A 25,528-nucleotide genomic window follows, 5' to 3' on the forward strand; every position below is an offset into this window, starting at 1 on the left:
GCCAGCTCAGCGCGGCAGGGGGAACGGGAGCCCGCCCTCGTCGTCCTGCTCCTGCTCCGGCGCCTGCTGTGGCGCCCGGCCGCCGTCGCTGCCCAGGGTTGCGGAGGCGGTCTGCGTGCGGCCGTCGCGTACGAATGTGAGAGTCACCTTCTCGCCCGGGCGATGCGAGCGTACGGCGGCGATCAGCGCGTCGGCGTCGGCAATCCGGCGGTCACCCAGCTTCGTGATGACATCACCGTCGCGAAGCTTGGCGTCCGCAGCCGCACCTCCCGGCGTGATCGAACGGATGGCGGCACCTTCGGTCGTACCGTTCTCGGACGTGGCAGGCGAGACGGTCACGCCGAGCTGGGCGTGTTCGGCCCGTCCCTTGTCGATCAGCTCCTTGGCGATCGGGCGGGCCTGGTCGATCGGGATCGCGAACCCGACGCCGATCGAACCCGACTGGCCGCCCATCGAGCCGCCGACCGTCGCGATGACGCTGTTGATGCCGACGACCTGTCCACCCATGTTGACGAGCGCACCACCGGAGTTGCCGGGGTTGATGGCGGCGTCGGTCTGGATCGCGTCGATGACGGTGTTGGACGAGGCCGAGTCACCCGCGCGTACCGGCCGGTCGAGGGCGCTGACGATGCCCGACGTCACCGTGCCGGACAGGCCGAGCGGGGAACCGATGGCCACGACGTTCTGTCCGACCGACAGGGCCGAGGAGCTCCCCAGCTTGGCGGGGGTCAGGTCGGTGACGCCGCTGGCGCGGATGACGGCGAGGTCGGTCGTGGGGTCGAGCCCGACCACCTCCGCCTTGGCGCTCCGGCCGTTGCTGAACGTGACGCTCATCTCGCCGCCCTGCTCGGCGGGAGCGGCGACGTGGTTGTTGGTGAGGATCAGCCCGTCGGCGCTGAGCACGATCCCACTTCCGCCTGTCGCACCCTGCGACGAGGCGACCGCTATGGAGACCACGCTCGGCAGGAGCTTGTCCGCGACCTGTTGCACGCTTCCGGGCGGTGCGTTCGAGGCGTTCTGCGACCTGGGTACCTCGTCGAGAGCGGTCGCCGTCGGTGTGGCCTGCTGGTCCCGGGTGAGCAGGTACGTGGCGGCTGTCCCGGTGCCGCCGCCGACCAGGCCGGCCGCGACGGCCACGGCGACGACGGTGGCGGCGGCCATGCGCCTGGGCCTGGGGGCGGGCTTGTCGGGATGACCGCCGGAGATGCCCGGCGGGTACGGCGGCTGGTTGGGTGACGGCTCGCCGTAGGGCTGCCCGAACGACGGTCCGCCGGCAGGTCCTCCGCCTGGCGAGTCATGGCCGTACGCATGGTGGGCGGGGGGTCCGTACGCCGGCATCTGCCTGGTGTCCTCGCGCCCGCCGGAACCTCCAGGTGGCTGTCCCGGGCCGGTTTGACGCTGGGCCGTCTCGTCGTTGCTGCCCTGGGGCGCCGGGTCCGGCGTTCCCTCAGGGCGGCGCGGCTGGCCCGAAGGTGTTGTCTCGCTCATGTCCTCAAGGTTCGGCCTGGTAGCTGAGATCACACTGAGAGGGTGCCCAGAGGTCCCGAAGAAACCCCCATGTCCGGTCAGTCCGGCTTCGGGCTCCCTCGCCCCGGCTCCTGACGCCAGCGACGCCGGGGCGAAACGCCCACCGTACGACATGACCGCGACGACCGGGGGCGCGTCCCCTGGTGGCACGCTTCCGGACCCGGCGGCGATGGGCGGAGACCAGAGCCGCCGGAAGCCGGTCCTTGCTCAGCGGTCCGGTGCGGTGGGTGGCGGTCCGGGCTCGCCCGCACGCGCGTGGCCCGGCGTTCCGGGAAGCTGCAGTGTCAGCAGGGCGCCGCCACCTGATGCTCGTCCGGCGCTGACGCTGCCCCCGTGACGCTCGGCGACCTGCTTGACGATCGACAGGCCGAGCCCTGATCCGGGCATCGTCCGGGCCTCCTCCGAACGGTAGAACCGCTCGAACACGTGCGGCAGATCGGCGTCGGCGATGCCGGGACCCTGGTCCGCGACGTCGAGCACGCCTCCGCGCAACGTGACCGTCACGGCGGCCTGCGGCGGGCTCCACTTCGCGCCGTTGTCGATCAGGTTCGTCACCGCCCGTTCGAGCGCCTGTGCGTCGCCGAACACCGTCCACGGTTCCGCGCTCACGTCGAAACGCAACCCGGGTGCGCGCCGGCGTACGCGTTCCACGGCGTGCCCCACGATGTCGGCGAGGTCGACGGGAGCGTGAGTCGCGGCCGGCGGGTCCTCCCGCGACAGTTCGACCAGGTCACCCACCAGCGCGGACAGTTCCGCGACCTGGGCACGGACGTCGCGCAGCAGGGCCTCCCGGTCGGCGGGCGACAGCCCCGGACGGCCCTCGCTCTGTGCGAGTAGGTCGAGATTGGTCCGCAAGCTGGTGAGGGGTGTACGCAGTTCGTGGCCGGCGTCGGCGATGAGGCGGCGTTCGCGCCCGCGGGCCTCGGCCAGCGCTGACAACATCGCGTTGAACGCATGGGCGAGCCGGGCCAGCTCGTCGGTGCCCTGCACAGGAATCGGTCGCAGGTCACCGGTCCGGGCGACGTGCTCGGCGGCGGCGGTGAGACGGCGTACGGGGCGGAGACCGGTCCGGGCGATGCCCATCCCCGCCCATGCCGCGACGGCGACCCCCGTGCCTCCGACGAACAGCAGCACCAGCCCGAGCCGCTTCAGCAGCGCTTCGGTCCGTTCGGTCGACTGGCCGAGGACGAGCGCGAATCCGCGGACCCTGGAGGCCGGCACCGCGACGACGCGGTAGGTCTTTCCGTCATCGCCCTCGGCCGTACGCACGCTCGAGGGGAGGAAGCCGCGCGCGACGTTCAGCTCGGGCCTGCCGAGCGGGGGATTGCGGAATCTGCCCTCCTCGGTCTTGGACGCGATGACGCCGGTGTCGGCGCGGAGGAGGGCGATCCGGATGTCGGCCGCACCGAGCGCCTCGGAGGGGATCTGGGCAAGCACCTGCTGGTCACCCAACGGGCTGGACGCCGCCGCCTGAGCGCGTTCGAACAGGCTGGCGTCGATCTGGCGGAGAAGGGACACGCGGACGGTGACGTAGGCCGCGATGGAGACGAGCACCACGATGAGTCCCACACCGAGCGCGGCGAGGAACCCGATCCGCGCGCGCAGACTGAGACTGCGCTCGCGAGGGCCGGACGGGCGAGGGCCGGAACTCACGGGAGGTCTCTCGGCTGGAGGTTCACGGCGCGTCTCATGGCGCGACTCACGGTGGGGTGTCACGAAGGACGTAGCCGACGCCTCGCACAGTGTGCAGCAGCCGAGGTTCCCCGCCAGCCTCGGTCTTGCGGCGGAGGTAGCCGACATAGACCTCCAGGGAGTTCGCCGAGGTCGGGAAGTCGAAGCCCCATACCTCCTCGAGGATCTGCGTACGCTCCAGGACCTGCCTGGGGTGGCGGAGGAAGAGCTCGAGGAGCGCGAACTCGGTACGTGTCAGGCTGATCGCCCGTTCACCGCGGTGGACTTCCCTCGTGCTTGGCTCGAGCGTGAGGTCGGCGTAGGCCAGCGTCGTGCCGTCAGAGCCCGGCGTCGCGCGCCGGAGCAGGGCCCGCAGCCGGGCCAGCAACTCCTCGAGCGCGAACGGCTTGCTCAGGTAGTCGTCCGCCCCGGCGTCGAGGCCGGTGACCCGGTCCGCCACCGCGTCGCGCGCGGTGAGGACGAGGATGGGCACATCGTTGCCGGTGGCCCGCAGCGCCCGACAGGTGGCGATTCCGTCGAGGCGCGGCATCATGACGTCGAGGATCACCGCGTCGGGATTCTTCGCGGCGACGCTTCGCAGCGCCTGCTCACCACTCTCGGCAAGCTCGACCTCGAAGCCGTTGAAGACGAGCGACCGGCGCAGGGAGTCCCTGACCCCCTGATCGTCGTCCACGACAAGGATCCGCACGAGACGCAGTCTGCCCCCTCGACCTGAACGCACGCTGAGCGCAATGCGGTGCTGACCTGCGTGGTCTCGGGTGTGCGGTGCAGGCTCGCCCGTACCGGGGTGGTTTGCGACGTACGTCCGTGCCATCGTGGTCTCCGGGCCGCTCAGCGGCGGATCTCGAACGACGTGAGGCCCTCCACCCGCTCGTCGTGCGACTCGAGGTGCAGGACTTGGGCGGTGGGTGGGCCGGTCCGGCACCAGTCGAGCATCGTGGCGACCTGGACCTCGGTGCCTTCGAAGACGGCCTCGACGGCGCCGTCGTGGCGATTGCGTACCCATCCGGCCACTCCGGCGGCGTTGGCCGCGCGCCGGCAGCTGTCCCGGAAGAACACTCCCTGGACCCTTCCACGGGCGACGACGCGGGTACGAATGATCGCGGACATGCCACCAGCATGCCCAACCCCGCACGGACAGGTCAGGCTGCGAGGGCGGGGAGCTGGCCGGCGGTCGTGCCGGACCGGCAGCGCCAGCCGTGCTCGGTCACCAGGAAGACGTCGGCCACAGGCAGGCCGTACAGACCCGACTCGTCGGTGAGAGCGTGCAGCCAGGTGTCGTCGGTCGGAAGCCAGACGACCCGACCACGCCGGCAACGGACCATGACGACCGCATGGGTCGGTGGGCTGGGTCGTCCTTCGGGGCCATCGTGGCGAGCATGCCGCGGAGGGCGGTGCGTGCATCCGCAGCACCGATTGTCCCGCCGGCCGAGCCGGTGGGCGACCTGCCGGACGAGCCGGTGGGCGACCTGCCGGACGAGCCGGCGGGCGACGGTGGCGGCAGGTCGATCCAGCCGGCATGGTCGACGTAGGAGCGGGACAGTCGGATGATCGCCAGGACGACGCGATCGCGGCCGAACGGCACGTGTCGGCCGATCCGGCGCAGGAGCGTCCCTGGATCACGCTGGGCAACGGAACGACTTGTTCTGGTCACACGGGCAAGCCTGCCCGATTTGCGCCAGATGCCCCGGTAGTTATCCACAAGTAGCACGCTGTGGATGATCAACACCGGACAGTGCCGCCGATCGGGCATGCTTCCGTCCACCGTTTCACCGGGAGGAAGCCGCAACGGGGAGGAAGCGTGGAGAGATTCCATCTGGTCGGTTGCATCCGAGTAGATCCGCCGCTGCGGCGGGTTGAGTTCGAGTACCTCATGGCGTTCGCCGAGTCGCGCCGGTGGAGCCGGCCGGACGGCCCTTACGCGGTACCCGGCAACCCGCTCGCGGAGTGCCTGGACTCGTCGCTCGACCTGGCGAGCTACGGCGTACCAGCGGAAGGGCAGCCGGGCCTGTTGTGTCCGTGGATCCCGAGCCGGGCCGGGGAGGTCCTCGTGCCGGTGGACGGCCTGCCCGGTGGCAACGGGCTGCCGCCCGGCGAAGTGGCCGGGTGGCTGGACTATCTGAGCGAGCACTTCCTCCGTCCAGGCGCGCTGACCGAGAAGGTCGACGACGGCCCGTCGGCGGGGACGTTCGTCGACTTCGGTTTCGATCACGTGCTGAACGGTGCGGCGGCGGTGTCCAGTGACCGCACCGGGCTCTTGACCCTTGTCCGGGTCGCGGCGAACCAGATCAGGGTCGAGGCCGTTTCCGAGAGCGTGCCGTCCGGTCAGTCGGACCAGGTCAATGGTGTGTAGGGCGCGAGGTCGGGGTCGTCAGCGGCAAGGGTGCGCACGACGCCCGGGGTGGTTGTCGCGGTCTCGAACCGGACCGTCACCCGACCGAGGCCCGCCCCCCAGACCCAGCCTCGACCGTACGACGCGTGAACGGCGTCCGCGCCAGGCATCCAGCGCCGCGCGCCAGGCTCCTGTGTCGCGTCACCCGCGTGAGGTCCGCTGGCATCTGTGCTGACGTCGGTCTTCCGCCCGCTGGCCTGACCCGCTTCGCTGGCCTGACCCGCTTCGCTGGCCTGACCAGCGCCGGTGGGCGGCTCGGTCACGTCGGCCTGCCCCCACTCCGCACCGGCAGTGCCCGCGGAGGTCGCGTCCTGGGGGAGGGCGTCGTCGCGGGAGGAGAACAGATCCTGCTGGGCCCAGCCCGCGAGTCCTGACACACCCACGCCGAGCAACCGCACCCCGGCCGACGTGTCGACCTCCTGGAGCAGACGGCGGGAGAGGGCCGTCACCGTCCGGCGATCGTCGGTGGGGCCGGCGACCGTGGCCGAACGGGTATGAGTGGTGAAGTCGAAGAGCCGTATTTTCACCGTGACAGTCCGGCCGGACAGTCCCTCGCCGACCAGACGTTCGCAGACCCGGGTGGCGAGCCGGTCGACTATCACGGCGAGCAGGGCCGGGTCGGCGATGTCGCGGTCGAAGGTGTCCTCGACGCTGATCGACTTCGACTCGCGTTCGGCCACGACCGGCCGGTCGTCCTGCGCCCGGGCGAGTCGGCCCAGCGACTGCCCGTGAGCCTTGCCGAGCAAGGAGACGAGTTCCTTCTCCGGGACCCGTGCGAGCTCACCCACCGTGTGCACTCCGATCCGGCGCAGGCGTTCGTTGGTGGCCGGTCCCACGCCGGGGATTCGCGACACTGGCATCGGCCGCAGGAGCGCGCTCTCGGTGCCGGGCGGGACGACCACGAGTCCGTCCGGTTTGTCGAGGTCACTCGCGATCTTGGCGATGAGCTTGGAGGACCCGGCGCCGATCGATGCGGTGACGCCACCGCTGGTTTCGCTCACGCGTGCCTTGAGCTCACGGCCCAGGTCCTCGACGTCCGCGGCGCTCAGGTCGGTCTGACCAGCGGCCGCCAGATCGACGTACGCCTCGTCGAACGACACCGGTTCGACCAGCGGGGAGACTTCGCGCAGAACGGCCAGGACCGCGCGACTGGTCAACCGGTACGCGGCGAAACGCCCGCTGAGGAACGCCGCATGTGGGCAGCGCGACCGCGCCTCCGCCATCCGCATGGCCGAACGGACACCGAACGCGCGCGCTTCGTACGACGCCGTGGCGACGACTCCGCGCGGCCCCAAGCCACCGACGATCACGGGCTTTCCGCGCAGCGACGGCTTGTCGCGTTGCTCGACCGCGGCGAAGAACGCATCCAGGTCGAGGTGGAGGACGCTCGGCTCGGTGCGCACAGGCGTCATCCTCGCAACCTCGGGAGGCCGGTGGGGTGAGTGGACGACCGGTTCGGCGGCCGCGGTACTCAGGTGGGCGTGGGACCCGGCGGCGCTTGACCGGCCACATTTCATCCACAGGTACGTGATCGGCGGGTTCGTCCACAGGCCGGCGAACATGCCGGCTGCCCGACTCCCGCGCTGCCACGCTCGACCTATGAACACACCCACCCGTACCCACCGTCCCGGCCTCACCCTGCGCACCCCCGAGGACGTCCTCGCCAAGGTGCCCTACCTCGTGGGCTTCCACCCACACGAGAGCCTCGTCGTCCTGGCCATCCGACCGGACCAGGAGGTGCACTGCACGCTGCGGGCCGACTTGCCACCCGACGTCCGCTGGCCCGAGCCGGAGAGGCGAGATGATGTCAGCGACGCCGCGGTCCCTGACCTTGTGGACCTCGATGTCGCCTACCCCGGCGTTGACCGCGGCGTTCACCCGGGCACGGAGACAGACGTTGAGCAAGGCACACAGGCAGGCGTTGACCCGGGCACGGAGGCAGGCACGGAGACAGGCATCGGCAGGCGGATCGACGAGAGCGAGATCCTCGACCTCGCCGTGCACCTCGCGGACGTTCTCTTCGGCCAGGAGACGACCCATGCCCTGTTGATCGCCTACACGTCGAACTCGTTCCGCGCGGGCCCGGTGCTGCGGGTCGTCCACGCCGTTCTCGAGGCTGCCGGTATCACAGTGCTCGACCGGCTGATCGCGGACGGGCAGCGCTGGTGGTCCGACGCCTGCCTGGACGCGGGATGTTGTCCGCGATCCGGCACTCCGTACGATCTCGCGCACCATCCGGTGACGGCCAGGTCGGTGTTCGCAGGCGAGGTCGCGCTCGCCGACGAGGAGGCATTGCGCCGTTCGATCGCGCCCACCGACGGGGGGTCGGCGTCTGTCATGGGTGTACTCATCGCACGCGTGGGGGAGGAGGTCGCGGGCCGGTCGAGTGCCTGTGCCACCGGAGACGCCGTACGCACGATGGACCAACGCATGGACAATGCATGCCACTATGTCGCCACCCTCGTCGAGACAGGTGCGGGTGTCTCCTCACCCCTGACCGACGAGCAGGTGGCAAGGGCCTGCGTCCTGGTCGCTGACCACCAGGCGATGGCAGCGGTAGCAAAGCTCGTCACGCCGGAAACAGCGGGCGTCCACCAGGACCTGTGGACCCGCGTGCTCCGCCGGACCGTGGCACCTCATGATGCGGGTCCCGCGACGTTGTTGGCGTTCGCGGCGTGGTCGGGCGGTCATGGGGCCCTCTCCCGCTGTGCGCTCGAACGCGCCCTCGCGAGTGATCCGGACTGTCCGATGGCCTACTTCGTGGCGGAACTGTTGACCCACGGCGTGTCTCCCGGGCTCGAGAGGGCGTGAGATGCCTTCGGCAGGGTGGTCCGCCACGTCCTCACCGATGCCGGATTCTGTTGTCCAGCTTCTTCGTTTTCTGACGAGATCTGAGGAATTCTGGTCAAGACAGTGCCTCGAGGCCCCTTGGCGAGAAGTGCATTCGATGCGACTCTCGCGGTGAGGGGTTCCTGGGGGAGGAGCGGCGGATGGGGCAGGAGATCGAGGCCCGGGCCTTCACCCGTGAGGACCGCGCCAGGTTCCGCAGCAAGCTACGTCGCTGCACCGAGGCGTGCACGCAGATGCTCGACGAGTCGTGGTTCGAGGGCGACTCGAGGTCGACCGGATTCGAGATCGAGCTGAACCTCGTCGACGAGCGCGGCGATCCCGCTCTCCGGAACGCCGAGATCCTCGAGGCGATCGACGATCCCGCCTTCCAGACCGAGCTGGCGCAGTACAACATCGAGGTCAACATGGCACCGCGTCGGCTGTACGGCAGTGCCCTGAAGGACTTCGAGGACGACCTGTGGGCGCGCCTCAATGCCGCTGACGCGAAGGCCCGTGAGCGCGGCGCACGGATCGCCATGGTCGGGATCCTGCCGACGGTGACGGCCGGCCACATGTCGGTCGACGTACTCTCTCCCAACACCAGGTACAAGCTCCTCAACGACCAGATCATCCTCGCCCGTGGCGAAGACATCCGGATCGTCATCGATGGGGTCGACGAGCTCGTGATGACGACCGACACCGTGGCGCCCGAGTCTGCGTGCACGAGTACCCAGCTCCACCTGCAGGTGAGCCCGGACGCCTTTGCTGCCTACTGGAACGCCGCCCAGGCCATCGCCGGTCCGCAGGTCGCCGTCTGCGCCAACTCCCCGTTCCTGTTCGGCAAGGAGTTGTGGAGAGAGACCCGGATCAAACTGTTCGAGCAAGCGATCGACACCCGCAGCGACGAACTCGTGGAGCAGGGCGTCCGGCCCCGGGTGTGGTTCGGCGAACGCTGGCTCGGTTCGGTGAGCGAACTGTTCGACGAGAACGTCCGGTACTTCTCTCCGTTGTTGCCGGTATGTGACGACGAGGATCCGCTGGAGTCGCTGGGCAGTGGGCGCACCCCTGACCTGTCGGAGCTTCGCCTGCACAACGGCACGATCTACCGCTGGAACCGACCGGTCTACGACGTCGTTGACAACCAGCCGCACCTGCGGATCGAGAACCGTGTCCTGCCGGCCGGGCCGACCGTCGTCGACGTCCTCGCCAACGCCGCGTTCTACTTCGGTCTGGTTCGCCAGCTCGCAGAAGCCGACCGTCCGCTCTGGTCGCAGATGTCCTTCGACGCGGCGGCGGAGAACTTCGTACGCGGTGCGCGCCACGGCATCGGTGCCGAGCAGTACTGGCCAGGTTCCGGATGGCTGCAGGCCGCCGAACTCGTGCTCCGCAAGCTCCTGCCGCTCGCCCACGAAGGGCTCGCCAGCTGGGGCGTCGACCGTGCCCAGCGCGAACGCCTGCTCGGCGTGATCGAGCAGCGCTGCCTGTCCGGGCAGAACGGCGCCGCCTGGCAGGTGGCCACGTTCCACCGCATCTACGACCGGGGTCGTATCTCGCGCCTCGACGCGTTGCGCGAGATGGTGCGCCGCTATCTCGAGTACATGTCGACCAACGCGCCGGTGCACACCTGGCCTGTCGACCAGTCCTAGCCGGACCAGCGAACCCCCGGTCCCGGCGGAGCGATCCCCGGCTCCCGGCCGGACCAGCTGACCGGGCGCGCACGCCCCAGCCTCGGACCTACCTCGCTCGGAACTCGGACCGGGAGGCAACCGTCATCCGGGGAAAAGCGTCTGAAGGCCCGAGAGGGGGTCGATCATGCCCAACCAGCGTCGTGTCGGCCGGGGTGGCCGCCATCCCGTCCTGCGCGGGTCGTCCTGGACCTGGCAGGAGCATGCAGCCTGCCGGAGCGAACCTGCCGACATCTTCTTCGGCCCGGAGGGCGAGAAGCCGGCAGAGCGCAATGAGCGCGAGCAGCGTGCGGTCGAGATCTGTGCGCGATGTCCGGTCCGCCAGCAGTGCCAGGGACACGCGGTTCGGCTGCCCGAGACCTACGGCGTCTGGGGTGGGACGACCGAGGCCGGGCGGCAGACGTCCCGACGCGGTCGACTGGCCTCTCCCGCCGCGTAGGGCCGGACGTCTCCTCCTCGGATCGGGCATCAACCACCCGAGCCCCGAGCGCTGCGGCTAGCGACTGCCCACCGTCCGGCGCACGCGAGGCACGACCACAGGTTCGGTGCCGGTGACGTCCAGCCAGCCCAGCCGGGTCGCGGCATAGATCGGCGCCGGTTCCACGCCCACGATGTCGCAGGCCACGAGCCAGGAACGCCACCAGTCACGATCGTGTTCGAGGAACTCGAGCGGCCCCGGGCGAACGACGATCATGGTGGCGCGCACAGGTGAGGGCGCTCCGCCGGTCACTGGCTCGCCGGCGGCGTCTCCTGGTGACACCAGGCTTTCCAGCGTCCTGACGGCCAGGTCCACCCGCAACGCATGGTCGAGCGGGGCATGAACCGCGCCGGCGAGGAGGTCGCCAGACGGGTCCCCGGCAGGTGCACCGTCGCGGGCGAGCAGGTGAACCTCGGCACTTGACGTGAAGATCCGGCGGCGCGTCCGGCAGCGGAGCCTCCACACGGCGCCGGTCAGGAGGCTCACCAATGCCGGGTGTGGACTGCAGGGACCGTCCGGTCCCGATGTCACTGGCATGCCCGCACTCTGCCGCAACCCTCCGACCGTCGGCGGAGGTCATCCACAGGCACCGTGCCCGTGTAGTAGCGTCCGGGCGCAGGCCCCCTGGGCCTCTCTCGTCCGTACGACGTGCAGTCTGTGGGAGGTGCGCCCGATGGCGGCGATCGTCGTGGGCTATGTCGACAAGCCCGAGGGGCGCGCCGCCCTGCAGCGTGCCGCCGCCGAGGCGAAGCTCCGCCGGGCGCGGCTCGTGGTGGTCAATTCCCAGAGCGTCGCTGATCCGACCACGGACGAGGCCCTGGCGGCCGTGCGGGCAGAGCTCACCGAGGACGGTCTCGCCCACGAGGTCCGTGAACCCGCCCCCGGGCTCGAACCGGCGGAGGACCTCATCGCGGTGGCAGGGGAAGTGGCCGCCGACTTCATCGTGATCGGGCTCCGCCGCAGGTCACCGGTCGGCAAGCTGATCCTGGGCAGCAACGCCCAGCGGGTTCTGCTCGACGCTTCGTGCCCGGTCCTTGCGGTGAAGGCGGATTCGGGCCACGGCTAGTCCGGGCGGTGTCGGGACCGACGATCACGCACCTGCCCCTGGAGACAACGACAACGATGTGAGGAACGCGTTCATGGCCATCTCGATCACCGGCGATCCCGCGGCTGACGCCGAGCTCGACAACCCGTTCTCGCTACTCTCCGGCATGCTCCTGGACCAGCAGGTCACCATGGAGAAGGCGTTCTCCGGCCCGCGGGTGTTGGTGGAACGACTCGGTGGTCCGCTGGACCCGCAGGTCGTCGCCACCTACGACCCGGAGGCCTTCGTCGAGGTCTGCGCCCGCCCGCCGGCAGTCCACCGTTACCCCCGGTCGATGGCAGCGCGGCTCCAGACGCTGGCCCGCCTCGTCGTCGAGACGTACGACGGAAAGGCGGAACGGATCTGGACCGACGTCGCGACCGCGAAGGAACTCCACGCCCGGCTGAAGAGCCTGCCCGGCTTCGGACCGGCCAAGGCGACGATCTTCGTCGCGCTCCTGGGCAAACAGGTCGGTGTCCGCCCGGAAGGCTGGCGGGAGGTCACCGGGAACCTGGGCGAGGAAGGCACTTTCCGCTCGGTCGCGGATGTGGTCGATGCGGATTCGCGGGCCAAGGTGCGGGCATACAAGCAGGAGCAGAAGCGTGCTGCCAAGGCTGGGCGCTGAGACCCGGCGTCCCTTGGTGGCCGACGTATGCTGGGACATCGAGCATCCGGGCCGACCGCGTGAGGGATCGTGCCGCGAAGTCATCGTGATCTGCCTCTAGCGGGTGCCGCGCGGGTAGCCCCGTCGGCACGTGCCAGAATGCTCCCTTGCACTTGGCCCGGTGTCCCGGTCACTCTCACCACGAGTACGACGAGAGGAAGTTCGTGTCGTCCCGCACGTCCCGGTTTGCACCACTCCTTGAAAGCCCCGAAGTCCAGCAACTGGTCGCGCATGGCCGGGAACGCGGGCATGTCACCGCTGAGGAGGTGCGCGGCGCGTGCGAAGAAGTCGGGATCGACAAGACTCAGTGGGCGAACCTGCTGCGATACCTCGGCGAGGAAGGAGTGACCGTGTCGGTTGACTCCACCACCCAGACCACCCGCAAACGGGTCGCGGCGGCTGCTTCGCGGCGCGCGGCCGCGGTAACGCAGAACGCCGCGACACCGGCGAAGCGGGCGAATTCGGCACCGAAGTCCCGCGACGCGAAGGGGTCCGGCCCGTCCGCGCCCGGCCGCCCGGGCGGCCGCTCCACAGACGCCCCCAGGCTCGCCACGGACGCCGCGGTGGAGCTCCGGGCCGACGAGGGGGCCCCGGCCGCCGAGCAGGCCAGAGCGCTCACGAGCGTCCCTGACGAGTCGGTCCGGGCAAGTGCCGACCCCGCCGCACCCACAGACCCGGCGCCGTCCGGGAAGGAGGGCGCGGGAGCCACCAACTCGGCGGAGGCCAAGACCGGCCCGAAGTCGCGGGCTAAGGCGGCTGGCACCAAGTCCAAGAAGGGTGCGTCCGCTCCCGCGAAGCAGAAGAAGGCGGCCGGCGACGCCGACAGCGAGGTCGCTCTCGAGATCGAAGGTGCGCTCGAGGAAGAGGGCTTCGTTCTGTCCGAGGACGATGACACCGACGAGCCGGAGCAGCAGGTGGTGGTCGCCGGTGCGACCGCCGACCCGGTGAAGGACTACCTCAAGCAGATCGGCAAGGTTCCTCTGCTGAACGCCGAGCAGGAGGTGGAGCTGGCCAAGCGGATCGAGGCGGGGCTGTTCGCCGAGGAGAAGCTCGCGCCCGAGGAAGGCACGCCACCGCCCGCGGAGGCCACCACCGAGCTCGAGTGGATCGCCGAGGACGGTCACCGTGCCAAGAACCATCTGCTGGAGGCGAACCTCCGTCTCGTGGTGTCGTTGGCCAAGCGCTACACCGGCCGGGGCATGCTCTTCCTCGACCTGATCCAGGAGGGGAACCTGGGGCTGATTCGGGCGGTGGAGAAGTTCGACTACACCAAGGGCTACAAGTTCTCGACGTACGCCACGTGGTGGATCCGCCAGGCGATCACCCGGGCGATGGCCGACCAGGCCCGCACGATCCGGATCCCCGTGCACATGGTCGAGGTGATCAACAAGCTCGCCCGCGTCCAGCGGCAGATGCTGCAGGACCTGGGTCGGGAACCTACTCCGGAGGAGCTGGCCAAGGAGCTGGACATGACTCCGGAGAAGGTCATCGAAGTCCAGAAGTACGGCCGCGAGCCGATCTCCTTGCACACGCCTCTGGGTGAGGAGGGCGACTCCGAGTTCGGGGACCTGATCGAGGACTCCGAGGCCATCGTCCCCGCGGACGCCGTGTCGTTCACCTTGCTGCAGGAGCAGTTGCATGCGGTGCTCGACACCCTGTCCGAGCGCGAGGCTGGCGTCGTGTCGATGCGGTTCGGGCTGACCGACGGCCAGCCGAAGACGTTGGACGAGATCGGCAAGGTCTACGGTGTGACCCGCGAGCGGATCCGGCAGATCGAGTCCAAGACGATGAGCAAGCTCCGCCACCCCAGCCGGTCCCAGGTGCTCCGCGACTACCTCGACTGACCAGGGTTCGGCGGTGGCGGCGAGCCGCGCCACCACCGCCGAGTTGGCGGTCGACCGCGAGGTGAGATAGTGATAGTTCCGTGACACACGCCACCATGCCCCGTACTCCCGTCCTGGCGTACGGGGCTCTTTGGTTTGTCCAAGAAGCACCGAGGGTTGTCCAAGCACCGTGGGTTGCCGAAGCACATGCTGCTCGTTGGTGTCAGCACGGGGCGGCTCATGATCCGGCGCATCGACCTGTCCGTTTGCTGCTGTCCCGCCCGCGGGACGACGGCAGGAGTTGAAAGGGAAGCGCGTGAGCATCGAAGGCATCGAGCAGACGCCGGCGCAGAAAAGCCGAAAGCGGGTCCGCAAGACGGCGCGCAAGTCGGCCAAGGCGCCTGCGGCAGCGGCGGTGACCGCGGTCGCGGATCCGAAGAGCGACTCGGCCGAGCCGCCTGCCAACGGCGAGGTCGTCGGCGACGTCGACATCGAGGCCGACGGTGAAGGTTTCGTTCTGTCCGAGGGTGATGACACCGACGAGCCGGAGCAGCAGGTGGTGGTCGCCGGTGCGACCGCCGACCCGGTGAAGGACTACCTCAAGCAGATCGGCAAGGTTCCTCTGCTGAACGCCGAGCAGGAGGTGGAGCTGGCCAAGCGGATCGAGGCGGGGCTGTTCGCCGAGGAGAAGCTCGCGATGGCCGCTGACTCCTCGGTCGTGGAGGCGGGCAGTGAGCTGGACTGGATCGCCGAGGACGGCCACAAGGCGAAGAACCATCTGCTGGAGGCGAACCTCCGTCTCGTGGTGTCGTTGGCCAAGCGCTACACCGGCCGCGGCATGGGTTTCCTGGATCTGATCCAGGAGGGGAACCTGGGGCTGATTCGGGCGGTGGAGAAGTTCGACTACACCAAGGGCTACAAGTTCTCGACGTACGCCACGTGGTGGATCCGGCAGGCGATCACCCGGGCGATGGCCGACCAGGCCCGCACGATCCGGATCCCCGTGCACATGGTCGAGGTGATCAACAAGCTCGCCCGGCTCCAGCGGCAGATGCTGCAGGACCTGGGTCGGGAACCTACTCCGGAGGAGCTGGCCAAGGAGCTGGACATGACTCCGGAGAAGGTCATCGAGGTACGCAAGTACGGCCGCGAGCCGATCTCCCTGCACACGCCTCTGGGTGAGGACGGCGACTCCGAGTTCGGGGACCTGATCGAGGACTCCGAGGCCATCGTGCCCACCGACGTGGTGACCTTCGCGCTGTTCCGCGAGCAGCTGCTCTCGGTCCTCGACACGCTGAGCGAGCGCGAGGCCGGCGTGATCTCCCTCCGCTTCGGGCTGACCGACGGCCAGCCGAAGACGTTGGACGAGATCGGCAAGGTCTACGGTGTGACCCGCGAGCGGATCCGCCAGATCGAGTCCAAGACGATGAGCAAGCTCCGCCACCCCAGCCGGTCCCAGGTGCTCCGCGACTTCCTCGACTGACCGGGTTGGTTCACCTGTGCCGGTCGGCCAGTTGGGCTTCGTACAGTGAGGCCGGCACGAGACCGGGTTGGTTCGCACCCTCGATGTGGCCGGTCGGGTGCTCGAACGGCCCGTCGCCGGTGACCTCGCCCGCACATCCGATCGCGTAGTTCTGCGCGGTGGGTGATCTCTGGACGACGAGTCGACGGCCGGCCATGTCAGCGTTCCACGCCACCGAGTGCGCCGACGCCCAGCCGTGGCCGGTGCCGTAGTCGCCGCGGTTGTAGATACCGAGGGTGATGCCGGTGGCTGGCGCGACCTCGCGGTGGTTGTCCCAGAGCAGCGCCTGGCTCCACCGCCGGTGACCCTCGCTGGAGGCGAGGCTGCCTTCAGAGACTCCACGCAGGAAGACCACGCCTGAGGCGGTGGAGGTGCCGTTGGAGATGTACGCATGGCGGGCCCTGCTGGCGTAACAGTCGGCGAAGAGGACCTGCTGGGAGTACTTCTCGGTGTTGAAGTTGTAGCGCAGCCCACCGGTGACCACAGAAGCCGGATCAAGTGCGCGGCAGTTCACGATCGTGGCCCGGGTGCACTCGTCGGTTTCCATGCCGGCTTTCGCAAAATGCAGCATCGTGCAGCCACTGACCCACACGTCCTCGACCTGGCGGAGCTTGATGGCGACCCAGGCGTGATCCTCGTCCTGGTCGGGATCCCCGGCGAACTCGATGTCGATACGGAGGTCCTCCACGCCGACCTCTGCCACCACGCCGGTCCGGTCCCACGCATAGACGTACGACGGCGACAGGTCACGGCGCAGGTGGTTGAAGAGGGGTACGTCGACGGTGACCCGGTTTCCGCGGATCTCGGTGATCCGCCGGTTGTAGACGATCGGCTGACTGTCCACGGTCCACGGTTCGTCCTTTCCCGTGGCGCCGTGGTCGATCGCTGCGAGCCACTCCGCCGTGCAGGGGTGGACGAGGATCAGGCTGTCGCCAGGGGAGAGCGCCGAGGCGTCGGCGACGTTGAACGAGCGCGCACCCACCTCTACGACGTCGGAGGTGACGGTGGTCCGGGTGCCGGGGACCTCACCACGCCACTGCGTACTCGCACCGCCGCCGACAACGAGGACGTCGCGGTGCTCGGGCACGTTGCCGACCGCACGGATGATCGTGTTGGACGCCGGATCCACCTCGTCGCCGACACCACGCAGGACCACGCCGTCGTGGTTCAGGCGTACGGTCCCGGCGACGGGATAGATGCCGGCCTCCAGCAGGACAGCGCCGCGCAAACCGACCGGGTCCTTCGGGAGCTGGCCCACTGCGTCGATGGCGGCCTGGATGTGGCCGGTGTTGTCACCCTCGACGGGTCCGATCCGGCACACGGTAGGCACCTCGGGGATCGGCTGGTCGGCGTTCCGGTAGCCCGCGTGGCTGAAATCGGGGATCCGGTTCTTCTCGGCGTCCTGGTGGTAGCGGAGGCGGCCGTCGGCGTCGTAGTGGACGAGCCGCGACTGCCAGCCGGTCTCGGTCGCACCTGCCCCAGATGCCGTCGCCCCGGCCGGGAGCTGCCCTGCAAGCTGACCGAGCACCAGGCCTCCACTCATCGTGAGAAGCGACCGCCGGTTCACCGCGTCGAACGACGCCATGGTGACACCCACCTTCGACATCTGCGACGAGAGCCACGGACCGGCCTCATCAGACGGTGAGTACGTGATCGGCGCTGAGTATGGTCGGCCGGGCGGATCGGTGGAACCGGGCGGCCGGGACAGCCGTGGCGATAACCGGACGAGGTCTCCCGAGGACGCTCAGTACGGTCGGTTCCGGCGGCCGCAACTCAGGGTCCCGGCTCAGTGGGGTAGCGCCCAGGTCCGCACGCCTGGCCGGGGCCGGGTGGCCGCGCCTGGGGCGGCGTGCGTGGGGTCCTGGACGTGAACGTGCCGGCCACCACGTGGATGGCCGGCACGGACGTGCGTGGCGTCGAGGGCGGCACCGCGGGGGCGCCGCCGTAGGTCAGTTGGGGGTGTCCGTTTCCACACCGAGTCGGTTGGTCTCGTCCTGGATGTCGGTCGCGACCTCGCGCAGCTTCGCAGAGTGCTCGCGACCGTGATGTGCGCAGAACAACAGCTCGCCGCCAGACCCCATGGACACCCGGACGTACGCCTGGGCGCCGCAGCGGTCGCAGCGGTCCGCGGCCGAAAGTGGCGTGGCAACTGCAGCAGTCACGTGATCTTCTCTCCGTTGTCGAGGACTCCAACTCCGTCAACATCCAACCAGGTGCCAGCTCTTCCCGCCCAGCTGCCGGAACCCGTGGTGCCGTTAGGGCAAGCTTGACCCCGCCGGGCGGTCCGCGCCACTCCGAAGAGCCCGAATACGTTCCGCGCTCCGCGCAAAAAGGGACCCTTGGCGGCCGGATGTGGTCGTATGGCGCTTGCCGATGTGGCCAACGTCACTCCCTCCTTCCGGCTCGGCGTGGGAGTCCTGGCCTGTCCCCGCAGGTCGGTAGCCTGAGAGCGCTCAACAGCCCAGGAACGGTCTCCCAGACGGCAACCTCTACGAGACGTAGTGATGAGACCACGGAGAGGAGCGGTCCTTGTCCACTCGGCCGGCGGACCTCGATCACTCTGGCTACACCGCGCGCCACCTCACGGTGCTCGAGGGCCTGGAGGCCGTACGCAAACGGCCAGGCATGTACATCGGTTCCACCGACACCCGCGGGCTCATGCAGTGCCTGTGGGAGCCGATCGACAACGCGGTGGACGAGGCGCTCGCGGGCGCGTGCAGCCGGATCGAGGTCATCCTGCACCCCGACGGCTCGGCAGAGGTTCGTGACAACGGGCGCGGCATCCCCGTCGACATCGAGCCGCGGACGAAGCTCTCCGGCGTCGAGGTGGTCTTCACCCGGTTGCACGCCGGCGGCAAGTTCGGCGGCATCTCCTACACCGCCTCCGGCGGCCTGCACGGTGTCGGCGCCTCGGTGATCAACGCCCTGTCCGAACGCCTCGACGTCGAGGTCGACCGGGCGCCCGCGACCTGGGCGATGAGCTTCCGCCGCGGCGTGCCGGGGTCCTTCTCCGCCGAGGGACCCAAGACGTCGTTCAGCAAGGGATCGGGACTCTCGAAGGTCGGCAGGGTCAAGAAGGGCACGACCGGCACCCGGGTGCGGTTCTGGCCGGACCGGCAGATCTTCACCAAGGATGCGGTGTTCGCCTTCGACGAGTTGGTGACCCGCGCGCGTCAGACCTCGTTCCTGGTTCCCGGGCTCGAGGTGGTCGTCCGCGACGAGCGGGTCGGCGCTGACGACGGCGGTCCGCGGGAGGAGAGCTTCCGCCATGACGGCGGCATCGCCGAGTACACGGAGTTCCTCGCCCCCGACGAGGCCGTCACCGGTGTCATCCGGCTACAGGGCGAAGGCCACTTCACCGAGACGGTGCAGGTGCTCGACGACAAGGGCCACCTCAGCCCTCAGGAGGTGGAGCGCGACCTCGGGGTCGACGTCGCCGTCCGCTGGGGGACCGGCTACGAGACCGAGATCCGTTCGTTCGTCAACGTCATCGCCACCACCAAGGGCGGTACGCACCTGCAGGGCTTCGAGCGGGCGCTGACCCGCACCGTCAACGACGTGTTGCGCGGTTCGCGGCTCCTACGTACCAACGAACCCGACGTCACCAAGGACGACATACTCGAAGGTCTCACGGCCGTCGTGGCCGTACGCCTGGCCGAGCCGCAGTTCGAGGGCCAGACCAAGGAGATCCTCGGCACCCCGGCGGCCACGCGGATCGTGTCCAACGTCGTCAAGAAGGAACTCGACGCGTTCCTGACCTCCAGCAAGCGGGGCCAGAAGGCACAGGCCCGCGCCGCACTGGAGAAGGTCGTCGCGGCGGCCCGTGCGCGCGTCGCGGCGCGCCAGCACCGTGACGCACAACGGCGCAAGAACGCCCTGGAGTCCTCGGCCCTGCCGGCGAAGCTCGCCGACTGTCGGTCCTCCGACGTCGACCGCAGCGAGCTGTTCATCGTCGAGGGAGACTCCGCGCTCGGCACCGCCAAGCTCGCCCGCAACTCCGAGTTCCAGGCGTTGCTGCCGATCCGCGGCAAGATCCTCAATGTCCAGAAGGCTTCGGTCTCCGACATGCTGAAGAACGTCGAGTGCGCGGCAATCATCCAGGTGGTCGGAGCAGGTTCGGGTCGTACGTTCGACATCGACAGCGCGCGCTACGGCAAGATCGTCTTCATGGCCGACGCGGACTCCGACGGCGCCCACATCCGCTGCCTGCTGGCGACGTTGTTCTGGCGCTACATGCGGCCGCTCGTCGAGGCCGGGCGCGTCTTCACCGCCGTACCGCCACTGCACCGGATCGAGCTGGTCAACCCCAAGAAGGGCCAGGACAAGTACCTCTACACCTACTCCGACGCGGAGTACCACCGCACCCGGGTCCAGCTCGACAAGCGTGGTGTCAGGCACAAGGAGCCGCCGCAGCGTTACAAGGGCCTCGGTGAGATGGATGCCGGCCAGCTGGCCGAGACCACGATGGATCCGCGCCGGCGCACACTCAGGCGACTCACGGCCGCGGGGGCGGAGGAGGCCGAGCGGGTCTTCGAACTCCTCATGGGTAACGACGTGGCGCCCCGCCGGGAGTTCCTCGTTGCCAGTGCGCGCGACCTCGACGAGGCGCGGATCGACACCTGATCCTTCCCCGACGCAATCCCTCCGCGTCGTTGAGCGACCACCCGTGAGCCGGTACGGTGCTTGAGCGGATGATCTCGATCACGATTCACCGGCGCTAAGGGGGAAATGGCGGGTGTCTGAGTCCACCGGGACGGCGGCGACCGAACCAGCCGCGCAGCCTGAGCTTCGCCGGGTCATCGGTCCCAAACTGCTGCTCTACTTCGTCATCGGCGACATCCTCGGCACCGGCATCTACGCGCTGACGGGCACTGTCGCCGGCGAGGTCGGCGGCGCCGCGTGGATGTCGTTCGGGCTGTCGTTCGTCGTCGCGATGTTCACCGCGACGTCCTATGTCGAGCTGGTCGGCAAATACCCCAAGGCCGCCGGCGCCGCGCTCTACACCCAACGTGCGTTCGGGATCCACTTCCTCACCTTCATGGTGGCATTTGCCGTCATGTGCTCCGGGCTCACCTCGGCGGGCGCGGCGTCACGGGCGTTCGGTGGCGACTACCTGCAGGAGTTCTGGTCGGTACCGACGCTTCCCGTGGCGATCGGGTTCCTCATCGTCCTTGCCCTGATCAACTTCCGCGGTGTTTCGGAGTCGGTGAAGTTCAACGTCTTCCTCACCTGCGTCGAGCTGTCCGGGCTCATCCTCATCATCGTGATCGGTACGCTCGCGCTGAGCCGCGGCGTCGGTGATGCCGGAAACGCGCTGGAGTTCAACACCGAGGGCACGGCGTTCGGGCTCGTGGTCAGCGGTGCCGCGCTGGCATTCTTCGCTCTGGTGGGTTTCGAGGACTCGGTCAACATGGCCGAGGAGACCACCGACCCACAGCGGACCTTCCCTCGCGCGCTGTTCCTGGGCATCACCCTCACCGGGATCATCTACATGCTGGTCGCGTTCTTCGCCACCGCGCTGGTGCCGCTCGGCGTGCTGGGCGAGTCGACCGGCCCACTGCTCGAAGTCGTCCGGGCGGGTGCGACCTGGTTCCCGCTGTGGCTGTTCTCGCTGATCGCACTCTTCGCCGTGACCAACTCCGCGCTGATCAACATGATGATGGCGTCGCGACTGGTCTACGGCATGTCGCGGGAGCAGATCGTGCCGTCGGTCCTGGGGACCGTGCATCCGTTCCGGCGTACTCCGTGGGTCGCGATCTTCTTCACGTCGGTGCTCGCCATCGGACTGGCCAGCTGGGGTGGCGTCAGCGACCTCGGCGGTACGACGGCGCTGCTGTTGCTGTGCGTCTTCACCCTCGTCAACGCCGCCGTGCTCGTCCTGCGCAAGGACCGGGTGGAGCACGAGCACTACCGCGCCCCAACCGTCTTTCCGGTGCTGGGCATCATCAGTTGCTTCTATCTGGCCACGCCGTGGTCCGGTCGCGACCCTCAGCAGTACCTGATCGCCGGCGTCCTGCTCGTCATCGGACTCGTGTTGTGGGTGGTCAACTGGCTGGTGCAGCGGGCCATGGCTTCGCGGGCGAGTGGTGAGGAGCCCCGCGTCTGAGGCCGGTGCGCCGCAGGGTGAGGATCGCGACCACGCCCGCGACCGCCGCACAGCAGGCGGCTCCGGCGAAGATCGTGTGGAGCTGGACGAGTGCCGCTTCGCGGAGCGCGTCGGCGTACGCGGGACACTGTGCGGGAGTGTCCGGGCACAGCGCTTCTGGCGAAGGGATCCGCGCCTGCTCGGCGAAGAACCGCCGCAAGCCCACGGCCGTCAGCGCGGACAGTCCCACCAGCATGCCGACCATCCGTGCGACGACCAGCAGGGCGCTCGCGACCCCGTGGGTCTCGGCTCGGGTCGCGGCGAGCAAGGCGGCGTTGACCGGCGCGATCGCGAGTCCGAATCCGAGCCCGCCCACGACAAGGGCGACGTCGCTCCATGCGCTGTCGAGGGCGTCCTGCCGCCACGTGGCCATCGCGACGAACGCGCCCGCGCTCATCGCCATGCCGGCGGCGGTGAGCAGGGCCGGCGGGAGCCGGCGCGTGAGCCAGCCACCGACGAGGGCACCGACCGGCAGCGCGGCGAGGAAGCGCAACAGTACGAGCGCGGCACCGAACTGCGAGTCCGGATAGCGGGTGGCCCGGGCGAAGATCGGCACGTCGACGAGTGCGGCGATGAGCGCCGCGCCAGTGAAGAAGCTGACGACCAGTGCACCCCACGCGGCAGGTGCGGCGAGAGTGTCGCGAGGCACGATCGGGTTCGTGGCGCGACGCTGACGCCAGGTGAACGCCATTACACACAGCGCCGCCGCTCCGAGCAACCACGGTCCGGCCGGGGAGAGGACCTCCGTCGCCGGATCCGCGACGGCGAACGCGAGGACCACTCCACCCAGCGCAAGGCCCAGCAGGAGCGCCCCCGGGAAGTCGGCGGCCACGACGACCGCGGGAAGCCGCCGAAGGCTCAGCAGCGGACGGTCGGCCGTGGCCTGACGGGCGAGGAAGAGGCCCGACAGCACGAGGGTCGCGATCCCGATGGGCGTGGCGAGTCTTGACTCGCCGGCGAACGGGAGGAACGCCAGCCCGAGCGTCACGTCCGTGACCAGGCGCCCTGGTGCGGTGAGGGTGAGCGTGAGCGCGGTCAGTGCGAGCAGCCCGAGCAGGATGCCCGGCAGGTCACGAGGCGGGCGCGCCGGCGCCGTGGTGGTCGTGCGCCGGAATCCCAGCGCCAGGAACAGCCCGCAGCCGAGGTTGATCCAGAAGATCATCCGCCAGTCGGCGACGAGCAGGATCACGGCGCCGTAGAGCGGGCCGATGACGCTTCCGAGCTCCTGCACCGCCCCGACGACACCGAGAGGGAGGCCGCGGCGTTCGGGAGGCCAGAGGTCGGCGACCAGGGCGAGTGTCGCCGGCACGAGTCCGCCGCCGCCCACCCCTTGCAGGAACCGCCCGGTGACGACGATGCCGAGGTCGTACGACGCCGCGGTGAGCAGTGACCCCAGGGCGAAGAGCAGCACCGCCGCGACCAGCACAGGCGTACGACCGAACAGGTCGGAGAGTCGGCCGATCAGCGGCAGCATCGCCACATAACCGAGGAGGAAGCCGGAGATGACCGGTGTGGCCCGTTGCAGCTCGTCGACGTCGAGGCCGACCCCGACCATGATGTCCGGCAACGCGAGGACGACGACGTAGGTGTCGGCGGCCGCAAGGAGGACCGCGACGCAGCCGAGGGCCAGGTGCGAGCGGGACCCCATGCGGCCCGGAACCCTCCCGTGGGTGTCAGGTGTGCCAGGCACTCGTCAGGCGCCCTTGTGGGGCTTGGTGATGGTCGCCGGCTCGCCGTAGCGGTCGAGTACGACGGTGTAGGTGGTCGTGCTCTTCTTGCCGTAGAACGGCCCACGGAACGTCGCCTTGCGCAGCTGCCCGGTGTCCTCGGCGACGAAGAAGTTCGTCTCGAACGTCGCCCGGGGGTCGGCCACGACCAGCAACCGGCCGACGACCTTCGCGGGGAGGCGGGCGCTGACCTGGGTGACGACCTCGCGCCCGGAACGGGCTCGTCCGACATGCCTGACCCGTTTCGCATCGGTCAGGAACGACGACAAACCCTGTCCCGGATCGAGCATCAGCGCAGGGTCGGCGATGCCGAGGCGGTCCGGGTCGGTGGCGGCGAAGCGTTCGGTGAACGGGATCTGGGCGTACAACGTGCCGTCAAGCGAGACGACCTGGAGGGTGAGCGCGACACCACCGGTGGCGACGCGGAAGCGCCCGGCGAACGCGGCCGGTCGCTTGGCGACGCCATCGCCGCCGACGAGCACAGCACCAGCCTCGGGGAGGCCGGCACTGGTCACCCGGAAATGCACCGTCCTGGTCGTGTCGAGTTGGCGCTTGGCCTCGACGAGAGTGGACCGCGGGTTCGCCGGGGGATCCTCGGCGCAGCCGACCAGGACGGTGGACGCCGTCCACGCAACAAGGGCGAGGAGGATGCCGACACGTCGACGCACCCGCATAGCCTGCCATGACCGCCGAGCCGCGCCACAAATGACCAGGTGGGGTACGCCTGTGGCGCATCACTCCGCTAGTTCGTCACGAGTCCGTCCGGTGATCCGAGCAAGACCGTGCGTTCTCCGTAACGGCGATTGACGACGGCAAGGTCGAGGTGGTCGCTTCCCCCGAACCATCCGACCGAGAGTGCACCGTCGTCAGCCTGCACACCGGTCGGGAGCCCACCCGCGTCCGGAGTCCACAACTGGAGCCGTCGAGCGGTAAGGCCCGCACTGCCCAATGCGAGCCAACTCCCCGACGCCACCCCGCCGTAGAGGACCAGGACGTTCTCCGGGACGAACCTGCCGGCCGTCGCAAGATCGTCAGCCCCGTCGCCATTGAAGTCACCGACGGCCAGCACGTTACCCAGTCCGACCCCCGGCTCGCCCGCCCGCGGCATACCGGGGCTGTCCTTCGACCACTCCTGCGTCCGGACTTCCGTCAAGCCGTTCCTGGAGCCGTAGATCACGCCCACGCTCTCGTTGTGCGGGGACCCGATCACCAGGTCGGAGTAGCCGTCGCTGTCGAAGTCACCGAAGGCGACCGGGGCCCCATAGTCGCCCTCGTTATGACCGGGCTGCCAGGTCTGAGCCCGGCGGCTCTGGCCCAGCCCGTCAGGCGATTCGTAGAGCACGATCGCGCGCACAAACTCGGGGTCGAGCGCGATGACGCCAAGGGCGAGGTCGTCCGCTCCGTCACCGTCGACGTCCCCGGCTGCTACACCCCACAACGACTCATAGGCCTCGAGCGCGTCTCCCAGCTGTTGCCCCCCAGCCTCGACCAACGCGACAGAGCCCGGCTGCAACCCGTTCCGCCCACCCGACATCACGGCAATCCCCGCGCCCAGGCGGTCATCAGACATGTCGGGGTGAAACGCCTCGAACGCCACCGCGAGATCGGCATGCGTGTCACCGTCGAAGTTGCCGATCCCGAAGTCACCGAGGAAGAGCCCGCAGTCGATCCCACACGCCTCCAAGCCGAAGCGCTCCGCGAGCTTCTCCAGCAACGCGTCGTTCAGCACGGGAACGTCGACCGGACCCCCGCCCTCGCCCCTCTGAAAGGCAGTCAGTACGACGTCCTGACCATCAACCCGCACCTTCTTCTGCAAGCCACACTCACCGTCGACAGCCAGCGCACGACAGCGTTCGGTGGAGTCCAACCGCACGACTTCGCTCGGCCCACTAACGGGGGGCGACACAGGTTTCGCACTCGGTGAAGGTGACCGCTCAACCAAGGTGCACCCGACACACAC

The 25,528-nt window shown here is 69.2% G+C and carries 21 protein-coding genes and 3 pseudogenes; 12 read left to right on the plus strand and 12 right to left on the minus strand.

Annotated elements, in window-relative coordinates; translation table 11 throughout:
* Positions 1-6 precede the first annotated feature (6 nt).
* From ABN034_RS16630 to ABN034_RS16650, 5 genes are all read right to left on the minus strand, one after another.
* Positions 7-1,488 carry a S1C family serine protease gene (locus ABN034_RS16630; RefSeq protein WP_349691915.1) on the minus strand — a complete coding sequence of 494 codons (1,482 nt, stop codon included), beginning with the start codon at positions 1,486-1,488 and terminating at the stop codon, positions 7-9.
* A gap of 246 nt (positions 1,489-1,734) precedes the next feature.
* A complete protein-coding gene (locus ABN034_RS16635) occupies positions 1,735-3,180 on the minus strand; it encodes an ATP-binding protein (protein WP_349691916.1) in 1,446 nt (481 codons plus the stop codon).
* Between the two features lie 46 nt (positions 3,181-3,226).
* Complete coding sequence (locus ABN034_RS16640) at positions 3,227-3,907, minus strand: response regulator transcription factor (RefSeq protein ID WP_349691917.1); 681 nt, start codon at positions 3,905-3,907, stop codon at positions 3,227-3,229.
* 143 nt (positions 3,908-4,050) lie between these two features.
* A complete protein-coding gene (locus tag ABN034_RS16645) occupies positions 4,051-4,329 on the minus strand; it encodes an acylphosphatase (RefSeq protein WP_349329147.1) in 279 nt (92 codons plus the stop codon).
* A 32-nt stretch (positions 4,330-4,361) separates the two neighbouring features.
* On the minus strand, positions 4,362-4,544 hold the full coding sequence (locus tag ABN034_RS16650) for a hypothetical protein (protein WP_349691918.1): 183 nt from the start codon (positions 4,542-4,544) through the stop codon (positions 4,362-4,364).
* Positions 4,545-4,613: 69 nt separating this feature from the next.
* Here ABN034_RS16650 and ABN034_RS16655 point away from each other — a divergent pair, with 69 nt between their 5' ends.
* Complete coding sequence (locus ABN034_RS16655) at positions 4,614-4,751, plus strand: hypothetical protein (RefSeq protein WP_349691919.1); 138 nt, start codon at positions 4,614-4,616, stop codon at positions 4,749-4,751.
* Between the two features lie 269 nt (positions 4,752-5,020).
* Positions 5,021-5,572 carry a hypothetical protein gene (locus ABN034_RS16660; RefSeq protein WP_349691920.1) on the plus strand — a complete coding sequence of 184 codons (552 nt, stop codon included), beginning with the start codon at positions 5,021-5,023 and terminating at the stop codon, positions 5,570-5,572.
* Here the strand turns inward: ABN034_RS16660 and ABN034_RS16665 are convergent.
* Positions 5,545-7,014, minus strand: coding sequence for a DNA polymerase IV (locus tag ABN034_RS16665; RefSeq protein ID WP_349692016.1), 1,470 nt, complete (start codon positions 7,012-7,014; stop codon positions 5,545-5,547). The genes ABN034_RS16660 and ABN034_RS16665 overlap by 28 nt on opposite strands.
* 196 nt (positions 7,015-7,210) lie before the next feature.
* Between ABN034_RS16665 and ABN034_RS16670 the strand changes: the two genes are divergently transcribed.
* The 3 genes from ABN034_RS16670 to ABN034_RS16680 all read left to right on the plus strand — a co-directional run bounded on the left by ABN034_RS16670 (position 7,211) and on the right by ABN034_RS16680 (position 10,564).
* Positions 7,211-8,422 carry a DUF4192 domain-containing protein gene (locus ABN034_RS16670; protein WP_349691921.1) on the plus strand — a complete coding sequence of 404 codons (1,212 nt, stop codon included), beginning with the start codon at positions 7,211-7,213 and terminating at the stop codon, positions 8,420-8,422.
* A 179-nt stretch (positions 8,423-8,601) separates the two neighbouring features.
* Positions 8,602-10,086 carry a glutamate-cysteine ligase family protein gene (locus tag ABN034_RS16675; protein ID WP_349329151.1) on the plus strand — a complete coding sequence of 495 codons (1,485 nt, stop codon included), beginning with the start codon at positions 8,602-8,604 and terminating at the stop codon, positions 10,084-10,086.
* 166 nt (positions 10,087-10,252) lie between these two features.
* A complete protein-coding gene (locus tag ABN034_RS16680) occupies positions 10,253-10,564 on the plus strand; it encodes a WhiB family transcriptional regulator (protein WP_349691922.1) in 312 nt (103 codons plus the stop codon).
* Between the two features lie 57 nt (positions 10,565-10,621).
* Here the strand turns inward: ABN034_RS16680 and ABN034_RS16685 are convergent, their stop codons facing one another.
* Positions 10,622-11,140, minus strand: coding sequence for a hypothetical protein (locus ABN034_RS16685; protein ID WP_349691923.1), 519 nt, complete (start codon positions 11,138-11,140; stop codon positions 10,622-10,624).
* Positions 11,141-11,276: 136 nt separating this feature from the next.
* On the opposite strand from ABN034_RS16685, the gene ABN034_RS16690 reads away from it, so the two are divergent.
* The 5 genes and pseudogenes from ABN034_RS16690 to ABN034_RS16705 form a co-directional block, all read left to right on the plus strand.
* Entirely contained in the window at positions 11,277-11,669 is a 393-nt protein-coding gene (locus ABN034_RS16690; protein WP_349329154.1) for a universal stress protein, read from the plus strand.
* Positions 11,670-11,742: 73 nt separating this feature from the next.
* Positions 11,743-12,312 carry an HhH-GPD-type base excision DNA repair protein gene (locus tag ABN034_RS16695; protein WP_349329155.1) on the plus strand — a complete coding sequence of 190 codons (570 nt, stop codon included), beginning with the start codon at positions 11,743-11,745 and terminating at the stop codon, positions 12,310-12,312.
* A 305-nt stretch (positions 12,313-12,617) separates the two neighbouring features.
* A pseudogene (locus ABN034_RS34450) lies at positions 12,618-13,055 on the plus strand (RNA polymerase sigma factor); the annotation flags it as partial.
* Between the two features lie 153 nt (positions 13,056-13,208).
* Positions 13,209-14,195, plus strand: a pseudogene (locus ABN034_RS34455) (RNA polymerase sigma factor); the annotation flags it as partial.
* Between the two features lie 250 nt (positions 14,196-14,445).
* Positions 14,446-15,657 (plus strand): annotated as a pseudogene (locus ABN034_RS16705) (RNA polymerase sigma factor); the annotation flags it as partial.
* Between the two features lie 10 nt (positions 15,658-15,667).
* On the opposite strand, the gene ABN034_RS16710 reads toward ABN034_RS16705, so the two are convergent.
* On the minus strand, positions 15,668-17,281 hold the full coding sequence (locus tag ABN034_RS16710; RefSeq protein ID WP_349691925.1) for a hypothetical protein: 1,614 nt from the start codon (positions 17,279-17,281) through the stop codon (positions 15,668-15,670).
* Between the two features lie 364 nt (positions 17,282-17,645).
* On the minus strand, positions 17,646-17,858 hold the full coding sequence (locus ABN034_RS16715) for a DUF7455 domain-containing protein (protein ID WP_349691926.1): 213 nt from the start codon (positions 17,856-17,858) through the stop codon (positions 17,646-17,648).
* Between the two features lie 367 nt (positions 17,859-18,225).
* Between ABN034_RS16715 and ABN034_RS16720 the strand changes: the two genes are divergently transcribed.
* Both ABN034_RS16720 and ABN034_RS16725 read left to right on the plus strand, forming a co-directional pair.
* Entirely contained in the window at positions 18,226-20,319 is a 2,094-nt protein-coding gene (locus tag ABN034_RS16720) for a DNA gyrase/topoisomerase IV subunit B (protein WP_349329159.1), read from the plus strand.
* Positions 20,320-20,431: 112 nt separating this feature from the next.
* The gene (locus ABN034_RS16725) at positions 20,432-21,802 is read left to right on the plus strand and encodes an APC family permease (RefSeq protein WP_349691927.1); all 1,371 of its coding nucleotides are present in this window, start codon (positions 20,432-20,434) and stop codon (positions 21,800-21,802) included.
* Here ABN034_RS16725 and ABN034_RS16730 read toward each other — a convergent pair.
* The 3 genes from ABN034_RS16730 to ABN034_RS16740 form a co-directional block, all read right to left on the minus strand.
* A complete protein-coding gene (locus ABN034_RS16730) occupies positions 21,741-23,489 on the minus strand; it encodes an MFS transporter (RefSeq protein ID WP_349691928.1) in 1,749 nt (582 codons plus the stop codon). The two genes, ABN034_RS16725 and ABN034_RS16730, sit on opposite strands and share 62 nt — an antisense overlap.
* A gap of 45 nt (positions 23,490-23,534) precedes the next feature.
* The gene (locus ABN034_RS16735; protein ID WP_349691929.1) at positions 23,535-24,236 is read right to left on the minus strand and encodes an LppX_LprAFG lipoprotein; all 702 of its coding nucleotides are present in this window, start codon (positions 24,234-24,236) and stop codon (positions 23,535-23,537) included.
* A gap of 74 nt (positions 24,237-24,310) precedes the next feature.
* Positions 24,311-25,441: an FG-GAP repeat domain-containing protein gene (locus tag ABN034_RS16740; RefSeq protein WP_349691930.1), complete on the minus strand. Its 1,131-nt coding sequence runs from the start codon at positions 25,439-25,441 to the stop codon at positions 24,311-24,313.
* Between the last annotated feature and the right edge of the window lie 87 nt (positions 25,442-25,528).

Source organism: Actinopolymorpha sp. B11F2 (assembly GCF_040195635.1).
In the GTDB taxonomy this organism is placed as follows: Bacteria; Actinomycetota; Actinomycetes; order Propionibacteriales; family Actinopolymorphaceae; genus Thermasporomyces.